A 23,913-nucleotide genomic window follows, 5' to 3' on the forward strand; every position below is an offset into this window, starting at 1 on the left:
GATCACGTCCGCGTCCGCTCGAAGGCGTGCGGACGGCCCGAGTCGTGGGCGCCGCTGCGGCGGATGAACGTCATGGCGCGCGTGTGCAGCCGCCAGCCGTCCGGGGTGCGGCGATAGGTGTCGTTGTAATAGCCGATGCGCATGTCGTGGCGCGCGTGCTCTACGAAGCACAGGGGCTGGGTTCCGGTGGCGCTGCGGCCGTCCTCGGCGAACTCCACGACCGGCGTGCCCGTCATGAACAGGCCCTGCGGGGCCGCCGCGATCAGCTCCGGGAAGTCGTCCAGCGGGTAGGTGTCACCGAACGCGCTGTAGCTGCCGTCCGGGGTGAAGACGGCCAGGACACGGTCGGTGTCGCCCTGGGTCATCGCCACCGCGTAGCGAGCAAGCAGCTGCTGAATGTCGGCGAGGTCGTCGTACCTGCGACTGGCGCCTGTGGGTGTGTGCTCTGCGGTCAACGGGGATGCCGTCCTTCCTCGTTCGGTACGCGGAGTGGGTCGGGCGGACATGTACGATCTCGTGTCCGGATGGTTGATTCTCCTTCAGTGAGAAGCTAGTTTCCACCCCTAGGCCCAGCCAATGGAGAGGGCCGGGGAGGAAAAGTCGTGGAACAGTTCCTCACCTTCGGCGTCGTCGGACTGACCACCGCCGCGATCTACGCCATCGTCGGTAGCGGGCTCGTCCTGACGTACACGACCGCCGGAGTCTTCAATTTCGCGCACGGTGCCGCCGGCATGCTCTCCGCCTTCGCCTACTGGCAGTTGGCCTTCGGCTGGGGCTGGCCGGTGCCGCTCGCGCTGGCCTTCGTACTCCTCGTCCTGGCCCCCGGATTCGGGCTGCTCGTCGAGCGGGTTCTGATGCGCCCCGTGCAGTCGCTCGGGGAGGCGGAACGGCTCGTGATGGCCGTGGCCCTGCTCACCGGGTGCATCTCGCTGGCCCGCTGGATCTGGGACCCCAGCGTCGCCCGCCCGCTGCGTCCCTTCTTCGCCGACCGGCCGGCGATCGACCTCGGTCCCGCCACCGTCACCTGGCACCAGGCGCTCACCCTCGCGGTGGCCGTGCTCGTCGCCCTGGGATTGTGGTTCCTGCTCGGCCGTACCCGCGCCGGCACGGAGATGCGGGCCTGCGTCGACGATCGCGCGCTCGCCGGGCTCGCCGGGGCGTCGCCACAGCGCGCCGCCCGCCTCGCCTGGGTGCTCGGCACCCAACTCGCCGCGATCGGCGGCATTCTGATCGCGCCGACCGTCGCCCTCGACGCCCAGCAGCTCTCCCTGCTCATCGTCTCCGCGTACACCGCCGCCGTCTTCGGCCGCCTGCGCAGCCTGCCGCTCACCTTCCTCGGCGCGTTCGTCGTCGGCTGCCTGGAGAGCTTCCTCACCGGCTACCTCCCGCAGAACGACTACCTGCCGGGACTGCGCCTCGCCGCGCCGGCGCTGCTGTTGTTCCTCGCACTGATCGTGTTCCCGCACCGGCGTCTGCGCGGCCGTGAACGCCGCCTCGTCCAGGTGCCGTTGCCGACCGTGCGCGGAACGCTCGTCTTCGCCGGGAGTGTGCTGCTGTTCGCCGGGTTTTTGGTGACCGTCCTCGACAGCGAGGGACTCATCTCGTACGGGCCGCTGTTCGCGCTCGGTATCGTCGCGCTCTCGTACGTGCCGCTGGCGGGATACGCGGGGCAGATCTCGCTGTGCCAGCTCAGCATCGCCGGGATCGGGGCGATCGTGTGGGGACACCTGGGCGGACAGGGGCAGTTGTGGGCGCTGCCGGTGGCGGTGCTCGTCGCCGCCGCGGTCGGAGCGCTCATCGCCGTGCCCGCGCTGCGGCTGTCCGGCATCTATCTGGCCCTGGGCACGGCGGCGTTCGCGGTGGTCCTCGACCGGTGGGTGTTCACCCTGCCGTCTTTCGAGCTCCTCGGTGTCCGCATCGCTCTGTTCGACCAGGGCTCCGTGGAGGTGCACGGCCCGAACCTGCTGGGCTGGCAGCTGACCTCGGAACGCGAACTCCTGCTGTTCTCCGCCGTCTTGCTCGCCCTGTCCTCGCTCGCCGTCGCCTGGCTGCGCCGCGGCAGGTTCGGCCGCGCGCTCATCGCGCTGCGCGACAGCGAGGCCGCCTACGCGACGCTCGGCGGGCGGCCGCTCGGCGCGAAGGTCGCCGTGTTCGCGCTGTCCGCCGCCCTCGCCGGACTCGGCGGAGCACTGTACGGAATGGTCCAACGCACGGTGACCGCAGAGCAGTTCAACCTCGTGGCGAACCTGCCAGTCTTCCTGATCGCCGTCATCGGCGGCCTGGGCGCGGTCGGCACCGGCCTGTTCACCGGCATCGCCTACGTGGCCCCGCCGCAACTGCTCGGCTACTTCGGGGACTGGGCGCACGATGCGTCGACGCTCCTCATCGCGCTCGCCGGAATGGGCCTCGCGCACAGCCCCGGCGGGATCGTGCCCCGCATGCGTGGCGAATGGGCGTTCCTGGTACGAGACCGGCGGTTGTTCCCGGTGACCGGGGCCGTGCTGGCCCTCCTCTGGGCGCTGTACGCGACCGGCCTGGTTGGCGGCCCTCTGTTCCTTGTCACGGCGATCGTGTCGGCGACCGCGCTGCGGATGTGGGCGACGGCGCGGCAGTCCGAGGATCCCGGTCGCCTCGCGCCCGACCCGGACCCCGTCGAGTGGTGGGGGATCCGCCGGCCCTGGCGGCACAAGGACCGGGAGGTGATCGCGCGTGGCATCGCTACGAGCTGACGGAGTCACCGTCGTCTTCGGCGGCAATCGGGCCCTGGACGAGGCAGGATTCGAGGCGGAGCCCGGCCGCATCACCGGCCTGATCGGGCCCAACGGGGCAGGCAAATCGACCCTGTTCGACGTCGTCTCCGGACTGCGCAGGCCCCAGTCAGGGGTGGTCACCCTCGACGGGCACGACATCACCCGCGCCACCCCCGCCCAGCGGGCGAGGCGCGGCATGGCCCGCACCTTCCAACGCCTGGAACTCTTCGGACGGCTCACCGTCCGTGACAATCTGCTCGTCGCCGCCGAACTCGGCTCCCGTGGAAGCGAGTCGGGACCCATCGCCGACGGAATCCTGGAACGCATCGGACTGTCCGCCGAAGCCGACACCGCCGCCGACGCGCTGCCCACCGGCGCCGCCCGCCTCCTGGAGGTCGGTCGAGCCCTCGCCGGACGGCCCCGCGTCCTCCTCCTCGACGAACCCGCCGCGGGGCAGGACGCCGACGAGACCCGCCGCTTCGCAGACTTGCTGCGTGACGTCGCCGCCGAGGGCTGCGCAGTCGTCCTCGTCGAACACGACATGGGCCTGGTCATGAGCGTCTGCGACCAGGTCTACGTCCTCGACCTCGGCAAGATCGTCGCCTGCGGCCCGCCCGCGGACATCCAGCAGGACCGGACGGTCCTGGCCGCCTATCTGGGGGAGGCTTGAGCACCATGCCCGCACCCATGTCCACTCCGCCGCCCCTGCTGGAACTCCAGGGGGTGTGCGCCGCCTACGACCGCATCACCGTGCTGCACGGCGTCGACCTGACGGTGGCGGCGGGCCAGGTCGTCGCGCTCCTCGGACCCAACGGCGCCGGAAAGACCACCACCCTCAACGTCGCCGCCGGCGCCCACCGCCCCAGTGCCGGACGCCTGCTGCTCGGCGGGCGCGAGGTCACCGGCGCGCACCCGCGCGACCTGGCCAGGGCTGGGGTCTGCCTCATCCCGGAGGGGCGCGGAATCTTCCCCAATCTCACCGTGCGCGACAACCTCCGCATGATGACCTTCACCGGCCGCGACCGCGCGGAGATCGAGGACATCGCGTACGCCCGCTTCCCGGTCCTCGGTGAACGCGCACGCCAGGCGGCGGGCACCCTCTCCGGCGGCGAACAGCAGATGCTCGCCCTGGCCCGCGGCCTCGCCACCGACCCGGCGGTCCTCCTCCTGGACGAACTGTCCATGGGCCTTGCGCCGTTGGTGGTCGGTGAACTGTACGAACACGTAGCGGAGTTGGCCCGCCAGGGCGTGGCGGTTCTGGTGGTCGAGCAGTTCGCCACCGCCGTCCTCAAGATCGCCGATCACGCGGCCGTCGTCGTACGCGGCGGCGTCCAGTGGCAGGGCCGCCCCGACAGCTCGCTGCACGCCGAACTGTCCTCCTACTACCTCGGGAGCGCCGCATGACCGCTCAGCCCGACCACACCCCAGCCCGCGCCGACCGCTTCGTCCGGGACCTCGCCGCGCTGAAGATCCCCGATCCGGCCACCGCCCGCAATGGACTGTGGCTGCGGGCGGGCGGCGCCCTGCTGATTCTCGGCCTCGTCCTGGGCGCTCTCGCCTTCCCCCTCGCCCACGCCACCGAGGACCCCCTCGCCCAGCGCGACGCGATCGCCATCGGCCTGGCCGGTGTGGTGTGCGCGGTGGTGGGCGGCGTGGTGTACCTGCGCTATTCGCTCACCGGATTCCTGCGCTTCTGGCTGGCCCGGCAGTCGTACGACCTGTCGGCGATGGGGGACCGGATCACGGACGACACCCCGCGCGAGGTCGAGGTGGAGCGGCTCGCCGTTGACGGCGCCGAGGTGGGCCCGCGTCCGTGACCGGCCGAGGCCCCGGCGCCAGCATCGTCAGACGGTGTAGCCGCCGTCCACCGCCAGGTGCTGGCCCGTGATGAACCCGGCCCGGTCCGAGGCGAGGAACGCCACTGCCTCCGCGATGTCCCGCGCGCTGCCGAAGCGGCGCAGCGGGATGTTGCGGCGGGTCACCTGGAGGGCGGCGTCGTCGAGCTCGCCGTCTTCGATGAGGCGGGCGGCGATGCCGTCGGTGAGCATGCCGGGGCCCACGCAGTTGAAGCGGACCCCGTAGCGGCCCTCTTCGGCCGCGAGCGCGCGGACCACCGCCTCGACCGCGCTCTTCGTGCCGGAGGACAGGCCGTCGCGGACGGGGTAGCGGTGGGTGGCCGCGGTGGTGACCGCGACGACGCTGCCGGCGGTCGCGCGGAGGGCGTCGAGTGCCGGGTGGACCAGGTTGTAGAAGGCCAGGGTGTCGGCGTGCAGCTGGTGGCGGTACTGGGACGGCGGGACCTTGCTCAGGTGCACCATCGGGACATGCGGGCCCGCCGCGTACACCAGCGTGTGCAGGGCGCCGAACCGGCCGACAGTCGTGCTGATCGCCGACGCCGCCTCCTCCTCGTCCGACAGATCCGCCCGGACGGCCTCCACCTGGGAGCCGTCCGCGCGCAGCTCCGCGGCGAGTTCCGCGGCCGCCACCTCGTTCGAGCGGTACGTGAACATCACCGTGCTGCCGCGCCGGGCCAGTGTGCGCACGATTGCCGAACCGATGCCGCCGGTGCCGCCCGCGACGAGCGCGGCGCCCTTGCGGGCGTCGAAGTCCTGTTCGTAGTCCGTCAACTCGACATCTCCTTCAGAGACTCACAGGCCCAGCGACTTCGCGACGATCACCTTCATGACCTCGCTGGTCCCCGCGTAGATCCGCGTGATCCGCGCGTCCGCGTACAGCCGGGCTATCGGGTACTCGCGTATATATCCGTAGCCGCCGAAGAGTTGAAGGCAGCGGTCCACACACCGGGCCTGCACCTCCGTGCAGAAGAGCTTCACCCGCGCCGCGTCCGCTCCCGACAGTCGGCCCTCCACCAGTTCGGCCACCGCCCGGTCGAGCATTGCCTGTGCCGCCTCCACCTCGGTGGACACCGCCGCGAGCTCGAACTTCGTGTTTTGGAACGAGGCCAGTACGTTCCCGAAGACCTTGCGGTCCTTCGCGTACGCGAGGGTGGTGTCAAGGGCCGCGCGGGACTGGGCGACCGAGCCGACCGCCACCGTCATCCGCTCCTGCGGCAGATTGCGGCCCAGGTACGAGAACGCCTCGCCCTCCTCGCCGAGCCGGTTCGCCACCGGGACGCGTACGTCGTCGAAGGCCAGCTCCACCGTGTCCTGCACACGGATGCCGATCTTGTCGAGTTCGCGGCCCTTGGTGAAGCCGGGCATACCGTCCTCGACGACCAGGAGGGTGAGGCCGGCGCGGCGGTTGTCCGGGTCCGTCGCCGTGCGGGCCACGACGATCACTAGGTCGGCGAGCAGGCCGCCCGTGATGAACGTCTTGGCGCCGTTGAGCACGTAGTCGTCGCCGTCCCGCACCGCCGTGGTGCGGATCCCCGCGAGGTCGGAACCGGTACCGGGCTCCGTCATGGCGACCGCCGTGAGGAGGCGTCCCGCGGCCAGCCCCGGGAACCAGCGCTCGCGCTGCTCCTTGTTCGCGTAGGCGAGGAAGTAGGGGAGGATCACGTCGAGTTGAGTGCGGACCGTGCCCAGCGTGACCAGGGCGCGGGACGCCTCCTCCTGGAGGATCGCGTTGTAGCGGTAGTCGTCCGCGCCCGCCCCGCCGTACACCTCCGGGATCGCCAGGCCCATCACACCGATGTCCCCGAGCTGTTCGAAGATGCGGCGCGGCATTCGGCCGGCCTGTTCCCACTCCTCGTAGGCAGGGACCACCTCGCGTGCGACGAAGTCCCGTACCAGCTCCCGGAACGCCTCGTGGTCGGCGGTGTAGATGTCTCGGCGCACCCTCAACTCCTTCAATTATTCAATGAGTTCGACGACGGTGGCGTTCGCCGTGCCGCCGCCCTCGCACATCGTCTGCAGTCCGTGGCGGATGCCCCGGTCCCGCATGTGGTGGATCAGGCGTGTCATCAGGACCGCGCCGGACGCGCCGAGCGGGTGGCCGAGGGCGATCGCGCCGCCGAGCGGGTTGAGCCGGGCCTGATCGGCGCCGGTCTCGGCGAGCCACGCCAGCGGAACGGGCGCGAAGGCCTCGTTGACCTCGTAGGCGCCGACGTCGGATAGGCGGAGCCCGGCGCGCGTGAGTACCTGCACGGTCGCCGGGATCGGGCCCGTCAGCATCAGCACCGGATCGGCGCCGGTGACCGCGCCCGCCCGGTAGCGCACCAGTGGGGTGAGACCGAGCTCGCGGGCCCGCTCCGGCGTGGTGACCAGGAGGGCGGCGGCGCCGTCGGAGATCTGCGAGGCGTTGCCCGCGTGGATCACACCGTTCGGGTCGAAGGACGGCTTCAGCTTGGCGAGCGTGTCGGGCGTGGTGCCGCGGCGGACTCCCTCGTCCGCCGAGAGCGGGTTGCCGGGGAGTGGAGCGAGCTGAGCGTCGAACGCACCCGAGTCCTGTGCTGCCGCCGCCAACTCGTGTGACCGGGAGGCGTATTCGTCCAGCTGGTGCCGCGAGAAGCCCCACTTGCGGGCGATCCGCTCCGCCGACTCGCCCTGGTTGAAGGTGAAGTGGTCGTAGCGCTCCAGAACGCTCTGCGACCACGGTGTCCCGCCGGCCCGCGCGGCGCCCAGCGGCACCTTGCTCATCACCTCGACGCCGCCCGCCACCACCATGTCGTACTGGCCCGACAGCACGGCCTGCGCCGCGAAGTCGAGGGCCTGCTGACCGGAGCCGCACGCCCGGTTGACCGTCGTCGCGGGAACCGTCTCCGGCCAGCCCGCTGCGAGCAACGCGTAGCGCCCGATGTTCCCCGACTGGTCGCCGATCTGTCCTACGCACCCCCAGATCACGTCCTCGATGTCGGCGGGGTCGATGCCGGTACGGGCGACGAGCGCGTTCAGTATGTGCGCGGACAGGTCGGCGGGATGAACCTCGGCGAGCGAACCGTTCCGCTTGCCGACGGGGGTGCGGACGGCCTCCACGATCACTGCTTCACGACGGTCATGTGTCACTGTTCACCCTTTCCCTCGTCAGCTCTCCGCCCTTGATGCCCAGTTCCCGGAGGATCGCCTCCGTGTGCTCACCGAGCGCCGGTACGTTCCCCATGGGGGCCGGAGGACGGCCCTCGAAGACCGGAGGCGGCAGCGGCGCCACGGTGCGGCCGCCGGGTGTGTCGATCTCGCGCCAGCGGTCGCGTGTCGTGTGCTGCGGGTGGGTGAGGACCTCGCTGGGGGTGTTGAGCTTGGCGTTGCCGATGCCCGCCGCGTCGGCGGCCGTCTGGATGTCGTGCAGGGTATGCGCGGCGCACCAGCCGGCGATCTCCGCGTCGAGGCGCTCGCGGGCAGCGACCCGGTCGGCCGTCGTGGCGAGCCCGGGATCCTCGGCCAGGTCGGGACGTTCGAGGAGTTCACGGGCGTAGCGCTGCCACTCGCGGTCATTGGTCGTGCCGAGCACCACCGTGTGGCCGTCGGCGGTGGCGTACGCGCCGTAGGGGGCGACGGCGGGGGAGCCCATACCCACCGGCTGTTGGTCGACGCCGGTGTGCCGGGTGTACGTCAGCGCGTACCCCATCAGCTCGGTCATCGTGTCGAACATGCTCACCGAGACTGCGGCGGGACCCTGCGACCGTCCGGTGCCGCGTCCGCGTTCCGCGAGCAGCGCGGTGATGGACAGCGCCGCGTACAGGCCGGTGCACACGTCGGCCATCGGCGGGCCCGGTTTCGCGGGTGCGCCCGGCATCCCGGTGATCGCGCACGCGCCCGCCTCCGCCTGGACGAGGAGGTCGTACGCGCGTTTGTGGGAGAGCGGGCCGCCGGGGCCGTAGCCGTCGATCTCCATGGTGATGAGATCGGGATGGCGGGCAGACAAATCGCTAGCGGAGAAGCCGAGTTTGGCGGCGGAGCCCGGAGCGAGGTTGGACACGAAGACGTCGGCGCGGTCGAGGAGTCGGTGCAGGAGGTGTGCGCCGTGCGCCGACTTCAGGTCGAGGGCCAGGGACTCCTTGCCCCGGTTGACCCACACGAAGTGCGCGGCGAGACCGTGCACCACGTCGTCGTAATAGCGGGTGAAGTCACCGCCGGGCGCCTCCACCTTGATGACACGGGCGCCCAGGTCGGCGAGGGCCCGCGTGCACAGAGGAGCCGAGACCGCCTGCTCGACCGACACGACGGTGACACCGGCCAGCGGCCCCGTCACGCGTCGTGCTCCTGGTACGAGGCCCGCAGGTCGTGCTTGAGGACCTTCCTGCTGGCGTTGCGCGGGAGCCGGTCCACGAAGCGGACGTGCCGCGGCACCTTGAAGTTGGCCATGTTGGCACGCGCCCAGGCGGTTACGTCCGCCGCCGTGGTCGTCTCGCCCGGCTTGAGTACCAGGTACGCACACCCGACCTCGCCGAGGCGCTCGTCGGGCACGCCGATGACGGCGGCCTCGGCGACCGGACCGTAGCCGAGCAGTAGACGTTCGATCTCGGCCGGGTAGGCGTTGAAGCCGCCGACGATGAACATGTCCTTCTTGCGGTCGACGACCGCAAGATTGCCCTCGGCGTCCAGGCTGCCGATGTCACCGGTGTGCAGCCAGCCCTCCGCGTCGATCGCGGCGGCCGTGGCCTCCGGTTCGTCCCAGTAGCCGCTGGTGACGGTGTAGCCGCGCACCTGGATCTCGCCCGTGTCGCCGGCCGGCATGGATGTGCCGGTGTCGTCGGCGATCCGCACGTCCACGTCGGGGATGCGGCGGCCGTTGGTGCGGGCCACGATCGCCGGGCCGTCGCCGAGGCGTGTCGTGGTGACGAGGGCGGAGGCCTCGGTGAGTCCGTAGGCGCTCATCACGATGTCGAACGACAACTCGTCCTTCATCGCGTGGATCAGCTGCTCGGGGATGGTGGCGCCGCCCGTCATGGAGATCCGCAGGGACGAGGTGTCGTGTCGGGAACGATCCGGGGCGGCGATCAGGTCCTGGAAGATCGTCGGCGGGCCCAGCATGATGGAGATGCGCTCCCGCTCGATGAGTTCCAGCGCCCGGCCCGCGTCGAACATCGCCATGGGGACCACGGTCACGCCGTGCAGGAACGAGGCGAGCCAGCCCGCCTTGTAGCCGAAGCAGTGGAAGAAGGGCGGCACGACGAGGAAGGCGTCCCCGGGGCGGAAGGTGTACTGCTCGGCCATCCAGCCGTATGCGCGCAGCGACTGGCCGTGCGTGAGCGCCACGCCCTTGGGGTGGCCCGTCGTCCCGGAGGTGAACATGATGTCGGAGACGGTGTCGGGCGAGATCTGGTCGATGGACGTGTGTGCCGCGCTCTCGGTGACGGTGTCACCCTTGGCGAGGAAGTCCTCCCATCCCAGGTCCGCGTCGCCGGGCTCCGCGCGCAAGGACACGGTGGTGCGCAAGGCGGCCAACTCGGGTTCGTGCTTGCGCAGATCCGCTACGTAGTCGGTGTCGAGGAACGGGGAGGCGAACAGCACCTTCGCCCCTGACTTCCGTAGGATGTAGGCGAGTTCGGCGGCCTTGAAGCGGGTGTTGAGGGGGACGACGATGCCGCCCGCGCCCTGGACGGCCAGCGCGGCCACGATCCACTCGGCGCAGTTCGGGGCGCAGATGCCGACCCGGTCGCCGGGGGAGACACCGAGGGCGAGCGCGGCGCGCACCGCCCTCGTCGTCCGCCGCTCCAGCTCGCGGAAGCTCCAGCGAGTGGTGCCGTCCACGAGGGCGAGCGCGTCGCCGTACTGTGCGGCTGCCCGGCGGACGACGTTCGGGATGCTCAAGTACTCCTGGTCGTAACGCATCACGGCTCCGTTCGTGGCGTCGGGCGTCAGTGCTCGCGTGCTTCAGGGCTCATGAGGCCGACGGCAGCCGCAGCAGCCGCTTGGCGATGATGTTCCGCTGGATCTGGGCGGTGCCGCCGTACACCGACGCGGCACGCGCGTACAAGTACTCGCCGTACACGGCGCCGCCCTCGGTGTGCAGCTCGTCCGGCAGGACCTGCAGCGCGGTCTCGTACAGGCGCTGCTCGGCGCGCGTCATCAGCAGCTTGTCGATCGACGACTCGGGCCCGGCCGCGCCGCCCGCGAGGCGTTCCGCGGTGCGGCGCCGGGCATGCGCGACGAGTACCTGGTAGTCGACGACGCACCGCCCCACCGCCGACACGAGCCCGTCGGGAAGGGCGCCATCCCGGTCGCGCAGCTCCTGACGGAGCCGTTCCAACAGCAGCCCGTACTTGGAGAGATGGCCGGTGTCGAGCGCGTTGCGCTCGTAGTTCACCGTGGTCATCGCGAGGCGCCAGCCGTCGCCCTCAGCGCCGATCGTCTCGGCGGCCTCGATGCGTACGTCGTCGAGGAACAGCTCGCAGAACTCGTCGTCCCCATTGGCCGCCCTGAGAGGGCGTACGGTCACGCCGGCCCGGTCGAGCGGGAGCGCGAACGCGGTGATCGAGGTGTGAGCGGGTGCCTCGCGGTCGGTGCGGGCGAGCAGCAGACAGTAGTCGGAGTACTGGGCGTAACTGGTCCACAGCTTCTGCCCATTGACGGTGTAATGTCGCCCGTCCTCGCTCCTGCGCGCGTACGTCGTCATGCCCGCGAGGTCCGATCCCGCGCCCGGCTCGCTGAACCCCTGGCACCACACGTCGTCCCCGGCGAGCATCCTGGGCAACAGCCCGGCCCGCTGCTCGTGCGAGGCGAACTCCAGCAGCGCGTGGGCGAGATAACCGATGCGCGGCACGCCCGGAGCCCGGCAGGCGCCCAGTTCGTCGCTGACCGCCACCTGATGCAGCGCGGTCAGGCCCCGGCCGCCGTACTCCTCGGGCACATCGAGCCCCACCCAGCCGCCCGAGTGCAGCATGCGGTGCCAGCGGTGCAGGAACCGCGCCGGCTCCTCGTCCGGGCGGCGTTCGGGCAGCGGGTGCTCGGCGAGCCAGGCACGCAGCTCGCCACGCAGCTGCGCGAGGCCCGCCGGGTCACCGAAGTCCAGCGGCAGATCTTGGTGGGTCACGACGCCTCCGTGGGCTCGGACGACGACGGCTGTCGCGACGAAGGGTGATGCGGCGGCGACGGCGGCAGGGCGAGGGCGGACAGCAGCTCGGCGGTGCTGGTCAGGACCGTGGCGCCGACGCGGACCCGACGCAGATACAGATGCGCGATGTGCTCCCAGGTCTGCGCGATCCCACCGAACACCTGCATCCCCGCGTACACCGCCTCCAGGGCGGACACGTCCACCTCGGCCTTGGCGACACGGGCGGCGGTCAGCGCCGCGTCCGCTCCAGCATGGTCGAGGCACCAGGCGGCGTAGCGGGTCGCGCCGGCGCACGCCTCGACGGCGACGGTGGCGTCGGCGAGCAGATGCTGCACCGCCTGACGGGAGCCGATGGGCCGCCCGTACTGAACGCGGTCGTGCGCGTAGGCGACACTCTGCTCGACGAACGACGATGCCGCGCCCACGAGTTCACTGCTCACCATGACCAGGGCCCAGGCCTGCCAGGCGCGCACGCCCTCGTCACCGAGTCGTCCGACGGGGGATGAGGTGTCGTCGTGGGCCTCGCGCACGACCCGCAGCAGATCGGTACCGGGTGCCGGATCGCCGACCGCGAAGGAACGCACGGTCCCGTCGACGGCGACGTACAGGGCCCGGTCGGCTCCCTCGGCGTCCCAGGCGCGGTACGTGCCGTCACTTGCCCCGCCGCCGAACCGCAGATCATGTCCGAGCGCGACGGTGGGTGTGCCCTCGTGTGCCATGTGGTCGCCGCCCGCTCTGATCAGCCGCAGCACCTCGGGAGCCAGCAGTACGGTCCCCAGGAACGAGGCCGTCATCGGCTGCCGCCCGAAATCCTCCGCGAGCAGCGCACACTCCTGCGCACTCGCCAACGGCCTCTCCTCCCTTCGCAGTTCGACGAGACCGAGCCCCTCGAGCGCCTTCTGCGCGGCGTCCCGCTGCGCTGTCGTGGGCTCGGCCGACGTGCACCGGTGGTCGGCGACGAAGGCCCCCAGTGCCTCACGGACCAGCCGGAACTCCTCCGCCCGCACGGCTCACTCCTTCCGGTCGCCGCGAGAGTCGCTCTTCGCGCCCCGCTCGGCGAGCGCGGTGACGATCCGCAGGTAGTCGGGGCTGGTCATGGTGGCCTGCTCGGCCATGAGGGCCGCCTCCATGCCACCGCGGGACATCTGTTCCACGACCACGGCGAGGGCCGCCTTCGTCGCGCGCAGCGCCTGCGGCGGCTGGGCGGCGAGCCGGTGCGCCAACGCCATGGCCTGCTCGGTGAGTTCGGCGGCCGGTGCGACGCGATTGGCGAGCCCGAACTCCACCGCCTTGTCGGCAGGGATACGGTCCCCGGTGAACAGGTACTCCTTGGCGCGCAGCAGGCTCGTCAGCAGCGGCCACAGGGTGACACCGCCGTCCCCGGCGACCAGACCGACCGACACATGCGGGTCGGCGAGGTACGCGTCATCGGCCATCAGCACGAGATCGCAGCCGAGCGCGAGCGAACAGCCGAGGCCCACGGCGGGCCCGTTGACGGCGGCGACCACCGGAAGCGGGAATCGGATCATCGCCGTCTGGATAGCCCGGTCGAGCCGGATGGAACGCTCCCGCAGCTCGGCGTCGCTCGTGTGGCGCAGCAGATGCTCGAAGTCGCCACCGGCGCTGAACGCCCGCCCGGCACCGGTGAGCACCACGGCCCGCGCGTCGCCGTCCGCGGCGATCTCGTCCCAGACCTCGGCGAGCCGTCGGTGCAACTCGGCGGACACGCCGTTGAGTTGATCGGGTCGGTTGAGCGTGACGACACGAACGTCCTTCTCGGCGGTCACGGTCAGGACGGGGGATGTCTCATCGCCGGTGGAACCCACGGAACCTCCTCGGCCGGACTGGACTGGACTGGGCTGGGCTCGGTTGCGGCCTGCGCGCCGATTCACGCTATGGGCACGTCGAGTAGGTGTCAATCACCTTACCGCTATGCGTAAATGGGATTCTCGTAATGTCCCCTCCGGCCTGATGAAGGGCTCTCACGGATGATGAAGCGTTCTGTACGTGCGGCTGCGTGTGTCGCCGTGGTCGCCGCCACGGGGTTCGTCATGGGCCCGGCGGGGGCGGCGCCCGAATCCGGTCCCGAGGCATCAAGACCCCTGAACATCCTGCTCACGAACGACGACGGCTGGCGCGGACCGGGCGGCGCGGACACGCCGTACATCGTCGCCTTGCGCGACGCGCTGCGCGCCGCCGGACACCACGTGGTCGTGGCCGCTCCCGGAACCGACCAGAGCGGTCAGGGCGGTCGCGTGTCGAGCCGGGGCCAGAAGCTCCAGGTGGCCGAGCCCGAGAAGGACGTGTGGACCGTGACGCCCGGTTCGCCTTCCGACAGCGTGTACTTCGGCATGGACGAGCTCTTCCCGCACGGCAAGCCCGACCTGATCGTCTCCGGCATCAACCCCGGCTTCAACTTCGGCGCCCTCGTCAACCACTCCGGGACCGTCAACGCGGCCCTGACCGGCGTCGAATTCGGCGTCCCCGCCCTCGCGATGAGCCTGGAGACTCAGCCGGACTGGCCGGCGGGCACTCGCCTCGCGGCGCGCCCCGCGGCCTCCTACGTCGTCGACCTGATCGAGCGGCTGAAGGCACGGGCGCGGGACGACGGCCGCCTGATGCCCCGCGGTATCGGCCTCAACATCAACTACCCACTCGTCGAAGGCCCCACGGACCCCACCACGGGCGATCCCCGCCTCGCCACCCCGAAGGGCACCGAACCCACCACCGTCCAGGGCGGCGCCTTCCTCGTCCCGGACTTCACCCCGGACAACGGCAAGCCGGGTAGCCCCGGCACCTACACGATGGGCTACGGCGCCGTCGACACCTCCGCCGACGCGGGCAGCGACATCAAGGCAATCGCGGACGACCACGTGAGCGTGTCCGCGCTACAGGACGACCATGACGTCGACGGCGGGACGGAGGGGTGGCTACGTGGGCTGGCGCGGGGGATGCGGTGACGTGCAGGAGCGCTCTCAGGCGTACCGGGCCAGCAAGGCCCGCGCCGTCGCCGCCATCGCCTCGTCGACCATCTCACCCTCGAATGTCACCGCGCCCACGCTGTCCGCCTGGGCCTTCTCCATGGCGGCGATCAGCCGTGCCGCGCGGTCGAGTTCATCGGGGGACGGAGCGAACACCTCGTTGATGACCGGGACATGGGACGGGTGGATGGCCATCATCCCCGTATAGCCGAGCGCCCGGTTCTGCTCGGCGAAGGCACGCAAGCCGTCGAGGTCTCCGATCCGCGTCCACAGCCCGGCCACCGGGTGCGGCGCTCCCGCCGCTCGTACGTCGAGCAGCACCCGCGCACGCAGGGCGTGCGTCTCGTGCCCTGCGGGACTCCAGCGGTAGCCCACGGCGCGCTCGACGTCGCCGCCCGCTCCCGTGATCGCGCCGAGGTAGGCGACGCGGGCGGTGGCGGCGGTCGCGCATCCATAGGTGTCCCGGAGAGCAGCAGCCGTCTCCAGCAGCGGCACAAGGGCCAACTGGCCCTGTCGAAGCCGTCGTTCGCGTTCGCACCACCCGAGCAGCCGGTCGGCGTGGCGGACGTCATCCGGCCCCGACACCTTGGGCACCACGATCCCGCTCAGACCCGGGCCGCACACCGTACGCAGCTCCTCGGCCGCCGCCCAGCCGTCCAGCGGCCTGACGCGGACGAACAGTGCCGGGCCGGCGCCGTCGGAGGCATCGGCGGCCCGCCGGGCGAGCGCCTCGGTCACCTGGCGCACGGCTGCCGCCCGGTCGGCCTCGGGGACGGCGTCCTCCAGGTCGAGGACGACGGCATCGGCGCCGGCCGACCGGGCCTTGGGCAGCCAGGCCGTGGTCTTGTTACCGGGCACGAACAGCAGGGAGCGCAGCGGGGGACGGTTCGTGTGCGCACAGGAGGCGGACGACAACTCAGACGACACCGTGCTTCTCCAGATCCGTGAGTTCTTCCTCGCAGAGGCCGAGCCACTCCCGGTAGACGAGTGCGTTGTCCTGCCCGAGCGAGGGCCCGGTCCGCCACACCGCTCCCGGCCGCTGCCGGAAGTGCGGGATGACCGACTGCATCCGTACGGGACCGAGGTCGGCGTCGTCGACCGTGACGATGTCCTCGCGCTCGGCGTACACGGGGTCCGCGGCGATGTCGGCGGCGCTGAACACCCGTGACGCGACGACCTCGGCCCGCGCGAATGCCTCCAGACACTCCGCGGCCGTGCGCTCGGCCACCCACGCCCTCAGGCCCGCGTCCAACTCGGCCCGCCCCGCGAACTGCTGCTCCGTGGTGGCGAAGTCGGCCTCGTCGTGGCCGAGCAGCACGGCGACGTTGCGGACCGAGCGGAGGGTGGCCGATGTCACCGTGATCCATTCGCCGTCCCGCGACTGGTACGTGTTGATGACGGCGGCCGGCGCGACCGCCAACTGGTTGCCGGTGCGCTGCGGCACCGTACCCAGCTGGTCGTGCACGATGACCTGCCACTCGACGAGCCGGAAGAGGGGCTCGAACAGGGCGAGGTCGATCCACTCGCCGTCGAAGTCCGGGTCGTTGTCGCGGCGGTGCAGGGCGGCCAGTACCGCATAGGCACCCATGAGACCGGTCACGGCGTCGCCGTGGGAGAAGCCGGTGTGCACCGGCGGGGTGTCGGCGAAGCCGGTCAGGTGCACCACGCCGCTGCGGGCCTCGCCGACCTTGCCGAATCCCGGTTCGTCGGCGCGGGACGAGGTGGCGCCGAAGCCGGAGATCTGCAGCAGCACGGCCTTCGGGTTGACGCGGTGCACGGACTCCCAGTCCAGGCCCCAGGAACGGAGCCGGCCGTTCCGTAGCGTGACGATGACGACGTCCGCCCACGCGACGAGCCGCTGGGCGAGCTCACGCCCCGACTCCTGATGCAGATCCAGCGTCACGGACCGCTTGTTGCGCCCGGCGACCTTGAACCAGAGCGGCTGCCCGTCCTTCTTCGGCCCCATGGCCCGCGCCGCGTCACCGGCACCCGGTGGCTCCACGTGCACCACGTCGGCACCCTGGTCGGCGAGCATGGAACCGGCCAGCGGGCCCGCCACCACATGTGCGAACTCGACCACCTTGAGGCCTCGCAACTGGCCCCGGCCGCCGGCTCCCTGATCCTTGACAGTCACCACGGTGTGTCCCAACTCCCCGCTGTGCGCGTTCGATTACGGCACACCTCAGCCTGCCTACCTGTCGGCATGAGCGTCCAGCATTAAAGAGTGATCAATCCTTGCGTTCTACGCATGAGTCGGAGCGGGAAGGGGAGAGCGGGGTCAGGCCCATGTGACACCAGGCGGCAGTTCGTGGCGCCGGGCCCGGAACTCCTGCAAGGTCTCCAGGAACCGGTCGGCCGCGCGGGGGAGCGGACGGTGGGCGCGCACGGCGATGTCGAGGCGTCGGTGCACGGTCGGCTCGGCCAGCGGCCGGTGCACGAAGGGTCCCGTGCCCAGGAGTGGCAGCACCAGCGCGGGCATCGCAGTCACCCCGAGGCCTGCCGCGACGAGCCCGCCGACGGTGGCCACATTGCCCGCCTCCGCGGCCGGCGCATGTCCCGCGCCGATCTGGGCGAACGCGGCGTCGGTGAGGCGGCGCACGCTGGAGTCCGGGCCGACCGCGAGGAACGGCTCGCGGGCCAGGTCGTCCCACGTGACCTCGTCGCGCTCGGACAGCGGATGCTCTTGCGGCAGCACCGCCACGAACCGGTCGCGCACCAGCGGCCGGTGTTCCAACTGCCCGGACGGCTCGCCGGTGGTGATCGCGAAGTCGGCGTCGCCGGACAGCACCCGGCTCAGCACGGACTGCTCAAGACCGTCCATGAGCTGCACCGCCACCTGGGGCCGCTGCCGCCGGAAGTCGAGGATCACCCGCGGCAGCAGCACCGCGGCGACGGACGGCAGGGTGGCCACGGCGACCGTGCCCGACTCGCCGAGCAGAAAGCGCTCCAGCTCCTTCATGCCGGACCGGTGCGCGTTCACTATCTGCTCGGCTATCCGCAGTGCCTCGCCCCCCGCCGCGGTCAGCTCCACATTGCGGGTGTCGCGTTCGAGGAGCCGGGCGCCCAACTGCCGCTCCAGGTCAGCCACCGCGCGGCTGAGCGAGGACTGGGAGACCCGCATGTGTGTCGCGGCCGCGGTGAAGCTGCCCGCACGGGCCACCGCGGCGTAGGCCGTGAGTTGACGCAGAGTGCTGTCCATGGCGAGGGACCCTACGTGCCCGTCGGCGCCATGGATACGGAAACTGATGCGGGAACCGCATGGATAGATCTCGGTTTGATGCTGGACGCCGATACGCCACCGCTCCGACACTCATCGGCGAGAACAAGCCGATCGAGAAGGTGAGCGACAACCATGCTGGCAGCGCTGGGATTTACCACGATCGGCCTGTTTCTCGTGCTCACCATGACCAAACGGGTCTCCGTCCTGGTGGCCCTCGTGCTGCTGCCGGTCCTCGCGGCCCTCGCCGGTGGATTCGCCGGGGACATGGGCGACATGATCCTCGACGGGCTCAACACGGTCGCGCCCACCGGCATCATGATCGCCTTCGCCGTCCTGTACTTCACGTTGATGGTCGATGCTGGGCTCTTCGACCCCCTGATCAACGGCATCCTGCGGCTCGCCCGCAACGACCCGGCGCGGATCGCGGTCGGCACCGCGGTTCTCACCATGTGTGTGGCACTCGACGGCGACGGGGCGTCCACCTTCCTCATCACGGTCTCCGCGCTGCTGCCCGTCTACAAACGCCTGGGAATGAGCCCGCTGGTGTTGACCGGTGTGGTGTGTCTCGGCGCGGGCGTGATGAACATGGTCCCGTGGGGTGGGCCGACGGTCCGGGCCATGGCGGCGCTGAAGCTGGACAGCTCGGAGGTCTTCACACCGGTGCTGCCCGCGATGGCCTGCGGGATCGTGTGGGTACTGCTGGCCGCGTACTGGATCGGCCGCAGGGAGCGCCGCCGCCTGGGCGCCGTGCCGGCGCCGCGCGAGGAACGGCAGGAGGAGGCGGCGTCCCGCGTCGTCGGTGATGGCCCCGGCACCCCGCTGATGCCCGCGGCCACTCGCCCGCCGCTCGCACTCACCGTGTTCAACGCGCTGCTGACCGTCGTCCTGATCGTGGCGCTGGTCCTGCAGCTCATGCCGCTGCCCGTGCTGTTCGCTGTCGCCTTCGCCCTCGCACTCGTCGTCAACCACCCGCGCTGGGAGCAGCAGCAGGCACTCCTGGAGAAGCACGCCAAAAGCGTGGTCCTGGTCACCACGATGATCTTCGCGGCGGGTGTCTTCACCGGTGTCCTCACCGGTACCAAGATGATCTCCGAGATGGCCGAGGCGCTCGTCTCCGTCGTGCCGGAGTCCCTCGGCGGCCATCTCGCGCCTGTCGTCGCCGTCACCGGCATGCCGCTGAGCCTGGCCTTCACCCCGGACGCCTACTACTTCGGTGTGTTGCCCGTTCTCGCCCACACGGCGTCCGGGTTCGGCGCCGACCAGGCGGAGATCGCACGCGCTGCCATCCTCGGCCAGATGACCACCGGGTTCCCGCTGAGCCCGCTCACGGCCTCCACGTTCATCCTCGTCAGCATGAGCGGCGTCCAGCTCGGCGAGCACCAGCGCTTCATCTTCCGGTGGGCGTTCGGCACGACGCTCGTGATGACGGCGGCGGCGCTCGTCACAGGGGCCATATCCCTCTGACGACCCACGGCAAGGAGTCCATACCTATGGAGATCACCGAGTTCACCCCGAGCCGCCGCACGGTGTGTGCCCTCGCAGGGGCCGGCGCACTGACCGCGGCACTCGGTCCGGCCCGCGCCGCCGTGGCCGCGAGCCCCGGCACCCTCACCGACCCCTTCTTCTCGTACGACAGACCGGCCGACTACGGAGTCGTACGCGAGGACGTCAGAGTGCCGTTGCGCGACGGCAGTCACCTGGCCGCTCAGCTGTACCGGCCCGGCGCCCCGGACGGTAAACCGGCCACCGGCCACTTCCCGGGCATCGTCTACGAGTTCACCGCCTACGCCGCCAACCTGGAGGGCTTCGGCGACGCGGCCGCCTACTTCGTCCGCCGCGGCTACAACGCGCTCGTCTGCCAGGCCCGCGGATCCGGCGCGTCCCCCGGCACCGTCGACCCCTTCAGCCCCCAGGAACAGCGCGACAACTACGATGCGATCGAATGGCTCGCCCGGCACCCCGGCTGCACCGGTGACATCGGTCAGATGGGTGTCAGCTACGGCGGACACACCAGTCTCCTCGTCGCGGTGAACCGGCCCCCGCACCTCAGGGCGATCATCCCGACCAACGCCCTGCACGACTGGTACGAGAACACCATCTACCGCGGCGGCATCTACTCACCACGCATCCGCGACTGGCAGCGGTCCACCGCCCCCGCCACACTCCAGACCTACGCCGCGCACCCGCTCTACGACGACTTCTGGCGCGGTCGCAGCGTCAAGAGCCGTTGGGACCAACTCACGGTCCCCACCCTCGAAATCAACGGCTGGTACGACCGCTACCGCGACGGCATGGTCAAGAACTACCTCGCCCGGCCGGAGAACGTGTGGCTCGTCTCTGGCCCCTGGGACCACGGGGACCCGGCGACCCAGTACGCGGGCATCGGCCCGGGCGCGTACCTGGCCTGGTGGGACCGGTGGCTCGGCGGTGACCGGAGCGCGCCGCTGCCGGCCGCGCACATCACCTCGTACGAGATCCCCGGCCCGGGGGCGGGCCGCGGCTGGCAGCAGTTCCAACAGTGGCCGCCGCGCGACGCGCACCGTCTGACGCTGGCACTGCGGCGGGACGGCTCCCTCGGGGCCGCGTCCGGCGTAGCGGGGGAGGCCGCGTTCGAGGTCAACACTGGAACCGATGCGCCCCGCGACGACCAACAACTCCTCTTCAGCACCGCTGAGTTCACCCGCGATGTGGTCCTCGCCGGGGACGGCGCCGTGACGGTCCGTGCCGCGTTCACCGCCTCCGACGGCAATATCGCCGCCGTACTGTACGACGTGGCGCCGGACGGCACCCGCACTCGGATCACCGCCGGCTGGCTCAAGGCGAGCCACCGCCACGGGCACACCGAACTCGCCCCGGTGACACCGGGCACGGACCACGACCTGGCGGTGCACATCTGGCCGACCCACTACCGGATCGCGGCGGGGCACCGGCTGGCGCTGCGTGTGTCGAGCGACGACTATCCGGAGATCGACTCGGATGTACCGGCAGGCCGGGTGAGGTTGGGCGTGGGTGCACGTGGCTCGACGCTGCGGCTCACGGTGCGGAACGACTGAGCGCGCTCACGCGTCACCGCTCTCGATGTCCGCGAGCAGCGCCGCGACCCGCGCCCGTGCCCGCTCCGCCACACCACCGCCGGGCGCCACATGCACCCGCCCCGACCCGACGGCGTCGAGCGCCGCCTCCGCGACCTCGCGCGGGGACAGAATGCCTCCACGGCTCCCGGCCATGCCCCGCATCGAGGCTGAGGTGCCGGGTGGCAGGCGGATCGCGCCCAGCGTCTCGGAGTTCCGGCCGAGGGGAGTGTCGACCAGGCCGGGGCAGAGCACGGTGGCACCGAGTGCGGGCGAGACCCGCTTCAGCTCAACGTCGAGTGTCTCGGTCAGGCCGACCACCGCGTGCATGGTCGTGGTGTAGGGCGTGCGGTCGGGCAGCGGGGCGAGGCCGCCCGAGGAGGCGGTGTTGAGGAAGTGTCCCGCGCCCCGCTCGATGAGCAGCGGGGCGAAGGCGCGGACGCCGTGCACGACGCCGAGCACCTTGACGCCGATCATCAGCTCCCAGGTCCGGGATGTCTGCTCCCACAGGGGAGCCGCGGGCGACACCACGCCCGCGTTGTTGCACACCAGATCCACCCGCCCGTACACGGCCATGGTCCGGTCGGCCAGCGCCCGTACCGACGCTTCGTCGGAGACGTCCGCAGCCACCGCCGTGACGTCGGCTCCCGTCTCCGCGAGCGATGCCCGCGCCTTCGTCAGGCCCTCCTCGCGTACGTCGGAGATCACCAGGCGGACGCCCCGCGCGGCAAGGGCCTCGGCGAGTCCGTAGCCGATCCCGCTGGCTCCGCCGGTGATGACCGCTACATGGTCGTTCGTGATACGCATCAGGACTCCGTTCGTCGAGGGATGGCCCGGTCCAGCACGTTCGTCGCCAACTTGATGTGCGCCGCGTCCACCAGGCGGCCGTCGTGCCCGATCGCGCCCGTGCCCTCCGCCTCGGCCGTGCGATAGCGCGCGATGATGTCCTCGGCGTCCTCGACCTCCCCCTTGGTCGGCGTGAACACCTCGTTGGCCAAGGGCACTTGGGACGGGTGGATCGCCCACTTGCCGTCGAAGCCGAGCAGGGCGGCCTGCCGGGCCGACGCGCGGTACGCCTCCGGCTCGCCGTACGCCGGGAACGGTGCGTCGACCGCGGCGATCCCCGCGGCGCGGGCCGCGGTGAGTACCTGCGTACGGGCGAAGTGCCAGAAGTCGCCGGGGTAGGCGCCCAGCGGATCGAAGTTGCCGTCGACGCGGGACCGGAGCGACACGGAGAGGTCGCCCGCGCCGAGGATCAGGGACTCCACTCGAGGGCCGGCACGGGCGATCTCCAGAACGTTCGCGAGTCCTTCGGCCTCCTCGATGAGCACTTCCAGGGCGATCGGCCGCTCAAGGCGCAGCTTCTGCTCCAGTTGCGTCAGGAGCACGTCGACCCACCAGACGTCGCGCGCGGTGCGCACCTTGGGCACGATCACAACGTCGAGTGCGTCGCGCGCCCCGGTGACGACCTTGATGAGATCGTCGTGGCACCAAGGGGTGCCCAGGCCGTTGACACGGACGGCGCGCAGGGTCGTGCCCCAGTCCTGCTCGGTGAGCGCGGTGACGGCGATGGCGCGGGCGGCTTCCTTCATGGCCGGTGCGCACGCGTCCTCCAGGTCGAGGAAGACCAGGTCGGCGCCGGAGGCCGGGGCCTTGGCGCACATGCGCTCACTGCTCGCGGGTGTGGCCAGTTCGGAGCGGCGGGGGCGACGTATGTGCGTGCCCATCAGATCGTCCCTCCGGCGCGCAGTTCGTCGATCTTGGCGGGGGAGAGGCCGAGCAGTTCGCTGTAGACGGTGTCGTTGTCCGCACCCAACGACCGCCCCAGGTGGGCTACGTGGCCGGGTGTTTCGCTCAGTCGGGCCACCGGTGTCTGCACCGTGACCTTGCCGAAGTCGGGATCCGGAACCGCCGCGAACGTCCCGCGTGCCCGCAGGTGTTCGTCCGCCAGCAGGGCGGGAGCGTCGTACACCGCGGTCGCCGCCGCCTCGGCCGCGTCGAAGGCGGCCATGGCCTCGTCGAGCGTGTGGCGTGCGACCCAGTCGGCCACGGCCTCGTCGACCTCGGCCGCCCGCTCCTGGCGGCGTACAGGATCCATGTAGTCGGGGTCCTCCGCCATGTCCGCGCGGCCGACGGCGCGGAACACCCGCGCCGCGATGCTGGGCGAGGCACTGGAGACGGCCAGCCACCGGCCGTCGGCCGTGCGGTACGTATTGCGCGGGGCGCTGGCCGGCAGCATGTTGCCCGACCTGCCCTTCACCAGGCCGAGTTGGTCGTACGCGAGCGTGCCGGTCTCCAGGAGCCGGGTGAGCGGTTCAACGAGGCTCACATCGATCAGCTGGCCCTGCGCGCCGTGCACGTCGCGGTGGTAGAGCGCCATCATCACCGCGTACGTCGCCGCCAGGCCGGCCACACCGTCGGCGAGCATGAACGGCGGCAGCGTCGGCGGTCCGTCGGGTTGGCCCGTCTGGTGGGCGAAACCGCTCATCGCCTCGGCGAGGGTGCCGTAGCCGGGCCGGTCGCTCTTCGGGCCACCGCTTCCGTAGCCGGTGATGTGGGCCATCACGATGTGCGGGTGCGCCGCGTGGACGGAGTCGTATTCCAGCCCCCAACGGGCCAGCGCGCTGGGCCTGTTGCCCGCGACCAGCACGTCACTGAGCTCCAGAAGGCGGTGCAGAAGTTCCTGGCCCGCCACGGCGCGCAGGTCGAGCGTGGTGCACTTCTTGTTGCGGCCGATACTCTTCCACAGCAGGCCGATGCCGTCGCGACGGTCGCCCCAGGTGCGCATGGGGTCGCCCGAACCGGGCTGTTCCACCTTGATGACCTCCGCGCCGAACTCGCCGAGCGTCGTCGCCACGGTGGGCCCGGCGGCGAGGGTGGCGATCTCGACGACGCGAAGACCGTGCAGCGGGCCATGCGGGCCATGTGTCACGGCGCCT

Annotated in this window: 22 protein-coding genes; 7 read left to right on the forward strand and 15 right to left on the reverse strand. The window is 71.0% G+C overall.

Translation table 11 applies throughout. The features are described 5' to 3' along the window. Positions 1–2 precede the first annotated feature (2 nt). On the reverse strand, positions 3–455 hold the full coding sequence (locus ACYSUO_RS07575) for a nuclear transport factor 2 family protein (protein WP_461775248.1): 453 nt from the start codon (positions 453–455) through the stop codon (positions 3–5). Between the two features lie 147 nt (positions 456–602). Here ACYSUO_RS07575 and ACYSUO_RS07580 point away from each other — a divergent pair, with 147 nt between their 5' ends. From ACYSUO_RS07580 to ACYSUO_RS07595, 4 genes are read left to right on the forward strand one after another with little or no spacing between them, the layout of a single operon-like run. Continuing rightward, the gene (locus tag ACYSUO_RS07580; protein WP_461775249.1) at positions 603–2,729 is read left to right on the forward strand and encodes a branched-chain amino acid ABC transporter permease; all 2,127 of its coding nucleotides are present in this window, start codon (positions 603–605) and stop codon (positions 2,727–2,729) included. After that, positions 2,710–3,420, forward strand: a complete 711-nt coding sequence (locus tag ACYSUO_RS07585; protein ID WP_461775250.1) for an ABC transporter ATP-binding protein — start codon at positions 2,710–2,712, stop codon at positions 3,418–3,420. The genes ACYSUO_RS07580 and ACYSUO_RS07585 overlap by 20 nt, the downstream gene beginning before the upstream one ends. A 5-nt stretch (positions 3,421–3,425) precedes the next feature. Continuing rightward, a complete protein-coding gene (locus ACYSUO_RS07590) occupies positions 3,426–4,154 on the forward strand; it encodes an ABC transporter ATP-binding protein (protein WP_461775251.1) in 729 nt (242 codons plus the stop codon). Then, a complete protein-coding gene (locus ACYSUO_RS07595; RefSeq protein ID WP_461775252.1) occupies positions 4,151–4,567 on the forward strand; it encodes a hypothetical protein in 417 nt (138 codons plus the stop codon). The genes ACYSUO_RS07590 and ACYSUO_RS07595 overlap by 4 nt, the downstream gene beginning before the upstream one ends. A gap of 27 nt (positions 4,568–4,594) precedes the next feature. On the opposite strand, the gene ACYSUO_RS07600 is transcribed toward ACYSUO_RS07595, so the two are convergent. From ACYSUO_RS07600 to ACYSUO_RS07635, 8 genes are read right to left on the reverse strand one after another with little or no spacing between them, the layout of a single operon-like run. Beyond that, entirely contained in the window at positions 4,595–5,377 is a 783-nt protein-coding gene (locus tag ACYSUO_RS07600; RefSeq protein ID WP_461775253.1) for an SDR family NAD(P)-dependent oxidoreductase, read from the reverse strand. Positions 5,378–5,398: 21 nt separating this feature from the next. Further along, positions 5,399–6,547 carry an acyl-CoA dehydrogenase family protein gene (locus ACYSUO_RS07605; RefSeq protein ID WP_461775254.1) on the reverse strand — a complete coding sequence of 383 codons (1,149 nt, stop codon included), beginning with the start codon at positions 6,545–6,547 and terminating at the stop codon, positions 5,399–5,401. A 15-nt stretch (positions 6,548–6,562) separates the two neighbouring features. Beyond that, on the reverse strand, positions 6,563–7,714 hold the full coding sequence (locus ACYSUO_RS07610) for a thiolase family protein (RefSeq protein WP_461775255.1): 1,152 nt from the start codon (positions 7,712–7,714) through the stop codon (positions 6,563–6,565). Then, complete coding sequence (locus ACYSUO_RS07615) at positions 7,704–8,897, reverse strand: CaiB/BaiF CoA transferase family protein (protein WP_461775256.1); 1,194 nt, start codon at positions 8,895–8,897, stop codon at positions 7,704–7,706. Before ACYSUO_RS07615 ends, ACYSUO_RS07610 begins: the two co-directional genes overlap by 11 nt. Next, positions 8,894–10,480, reverse strand: a complete 1,587-nt coding sequence (locus ACYSUO_RS07620; RefSeq protein WP_461775257.1) for a FadD3 family acyl-CoA ligase — start codon at positions 10,478–10,480, stop codon at positions 8,894–8,896. Before ACYSUO_RS07620 ends, ACYSUO_RS07615 begins: the two co-directional genes overlap by 4 nt. 49 nt (positions 10,481–10,529) lie before the next feature. Next, on the reverse strand, positions 10,530–11,681 hold the full coding sequence (locus ACYSUO_RS07625; RefSeq protein ID WP_461775258.1) for an acyl-CoA dehydrogenase family protein: 1,152 nt from the start codon (positions 11,679–11,681) through the stop codon (positions 10,530–10,532). Then, positions 11,678–12,709 carry an acyl-CoA dehydrogenase family protein gene (locus ACYSUO_RS07630; protein ID WP_461775259.1) on the reverse strand — a complete coding sequence of 344 codons (1,032 nt, stop codon included), beginning with the start codon at positions 12,707–12,709 and terminating at the stop codon, positions 11,678–11,680. The genes ACYSUO_RS07625 and ACYSUO_RS07630 overlap by 4 nt, the downstream gene beginning before the upstream one ends. Positions 12,710–12,712: 3 nt before the next feature. Next, a complete protein-coding gene (locus tag ACYSUO_RS07635) occupies positions 12,713–13,528 on the reverse strand; it encodes an enoyl-CoA hydratase/isomerase family protein (protein WP_461775260.1) in 816 nt (271 codons plus the stop codon). A gap of 162 nt (positions 13,529–13,690) precedes the next feature. Between ACYSUO_RS07635 and surE the strand changes: the two genes are divergently transcribed. After that, on the forward strand, positions 13,691–14,662 hold the full coding sequence (surE, locus tag ACYSUO_RS07640; RefSeq protein ID WP_461775261.1) for a 5'/3'-nucleotidase SurE: 972 nt from the start codon (positions 13,691–13,693) through the stop codon (positions 14,660–14,662). Positions 14,663–14,677: 15 nt separating this feature from the next. Here surE and ACYSUO_RS07645 read toward each other — a convergent pair whose 3' ends face one another. The 3 genes from ACYSUO_RS07645 to ACYSUO_RS07655 all read right to left on the reverse strand — a co-directional run bounded on the left by ACYSUO_RS07645 (position 14,678) and on the right by ACYSUO_RS07655 (position 17,882). Then, positions 14,678–15,610 carry an HpcH/HpaI aldolase/citrate lyase family protein gene (locus tag ACYSUO_RS07645; protein ID WP_461775262.1) on the reverse strand — a complete coding sequence of 311 codons (933 nt, stop codon included), beginning with the start codon at positions 15,608–15,610 and terminating at the stop codon, positions 14,678–14,680. Beyond that, on the reverse strand, positions 15,600–16,820 hold the full coding sequence (locus tag ACYSUO_RS07650) for a CaiB/BaiF CoA transferase family protein (RefSeq protein ID WP_461775263.1): 1,221 nt from the start codon (positions 16,818–16,820) through the stop codon (positions 15,600–15,602). Before ACYSUO_RS07650 ends, ACYSUO_RS07645 begins: the two co-directional genes overlap by 11 nt. Before the next feature lie 141 nt (positions 16,821–16,961). Next, positions 16,962–17,882 carry a LysR family transcriptional regulator gene (locus tag ACYSUO_RS07655; RefSeq protein ID WP_461775264.1) on the reverse strand — a complete coding sequence of 307 codons (921 nt, stop codon included), beginning with the start codon at positions 17,880–17,882 and terminating at the stop codon, positions 16,962–16,964. Positions 17,883–18,035: 153 nt separating this feature from the next. Between ACYSUO_RS07655 and ACYSUO_RS07660 the strand changes: the two genes are divergently transcribed. Next, complete coding sequence (locus ACYSUO_RS07660; protein WP_461775265.1) at positions 18,036–19,367, forward strand: CitMHS family transporter; 1,332 nt, start codon at positions 18,036–18,038, stop codon at positions 19,365–19,367. Positions 19,368–19,393: 26 nt separating this feature from the next. Continuing rightward, complete coding sequence (locus ACYSUO_RS07665; protein WP_461775266.1) at positions 19,394–20,956, forward strand: CocE/NonD family hydrolase; 1,563 nt, start codon at positions 19,394–19,396, stop codon at positions 20,954–20,956. Positions 20,957–20,962: 6 nt separating this feature from the next. Here the strand turns inward: ACYSUO_RS07665 and ACYSUO_RS07670 are convergent, their stop codons facing one another. Genes ACYSUO_RS07670 through ACYSUO_RS07680 form a run of 3 tightly spaced genes read right to left on the reverse strand, consistent with a single transcriptional unit; the run spans position 20,963 to position 23,906 of the window. Further along, on the reverse strand, positions 20,963–21,781 hold the full coding sequence (locus ACYSUO_RS07670) for an SDR family NAD(P)-dependent oxidoreductase (RefSeq protein ID WP_461775267.1): 819 nt from the start codon (positions 21,779–21,781) through the stop codon (positions 20,963–20,965). Further along, positions 21,781–22,701 (reverse strand): HpcH/HpaI aldolase/citrate lyase family protein, encoded by a 921-nt coding sequence (locus tag ACYSUO_RS07675; protein ID WP_461775268.1) that lies wholly within the window; start codon positions 22,699–22,701, stop codon positions 21,781–21,783. The genes ACYSUO_RS07670 and ACYSUO_RS07675 overlap by 1 nt, the downstream gene beginning before the upstream one ends. After that, positions 22,701–23,906 (reverse strand): CaiB/BaiF CoA transferase family protein, encoded by a 1,206-nt coding sequence (locus tag ACYSUO_RS07680; RefSeq protein ID WP_461775269.1) that lies wholly within the window; start codon positions 23,904–23,906, stop codon positions 22,701–22,703. The genes ACYSUO_RS07675 and ACYSUO_RS07680 overlap by 1 nt, the downstream gene beginning before the upstream one ends. Positions 23,907–23,913: the final 7 nt, after the last annotated feature.

The sequence above is a fragment of the Streptomyces sp. UC4497 genome (genome assembly GCF_054871485.1).

What these genes read in the sequence shown, in the direction of transcription:
- ACYSUO_RS07675 (WP_461775268.1), bottom strand. Translation starts at nt 22,701, where the DNA reads ATGGGCACGCACATACGTCGCCCCCGCCGCTCCGAACTGGCCACACCC.
- ACYSUO_RS07665 (WP_461775266.1), top strand. Translation starts at nt 19,394, where the DNA reads ATGGAGATCACCGAGTTCACCCCGAGCCGCCGCACGGTGTGTGCCCTC.
- ACYSUO_RS07620 (WP_461775257.1), bottom strand. Translation starts at nt 10,480, where the DNA reads ATGCGTTACGACCAGGAGTACTTGAGCATCCCGAACGTCGTCCGCCGG.
- surE (WP_461775261.1), top strand. Translation starts at nt 13,691, where the DNA reads ATGATGAAGCGTTCTGTACGTGCGGCTGCGTGTGTCGCCGTGGTCGCC.
- ACYSUO_RS07670 (WP_461775267.1), bottom strand. Translation starts at nt 21,781, where the DNA reads ATGCGTATCACGAACGACCATGTAGCGGTCATCACCGGCGGAGCCAGC.
- ACYSUO_RS07660 (WP_461775265.1), top strand. Translation starts at nt 18,036, where the DNA reads ATGCTGGCAGCGCTGGGATTTACCACGATCGGCCTGTTTCTCGTGCTC.
- ACYSUO_RS07590 (WP_461775251.1), top strand. Translation starts at nt 3,426, where the DNA reads ATGCCCGCACCCATGTCCACTCCGCCGCCCCTGCTGGAACTCCAGGGG.
- ACYSUO_RS07595 (WP_461775252.1), top strand. Translation starts at nt 4,151, where the DNA reads ATGACCGCTCAGCCCGACCACACCCCAGCCCGCGCCGACCGCTTCGTC.
- ACYSUO_RS07655 (WP_461775264.1), bottom strand. Translation starts at nt 17,882, where the DNA reads ATGGACAGCACTCTGCGTCAACTCACGGCCTACGCCGCGGTGGCCCGT.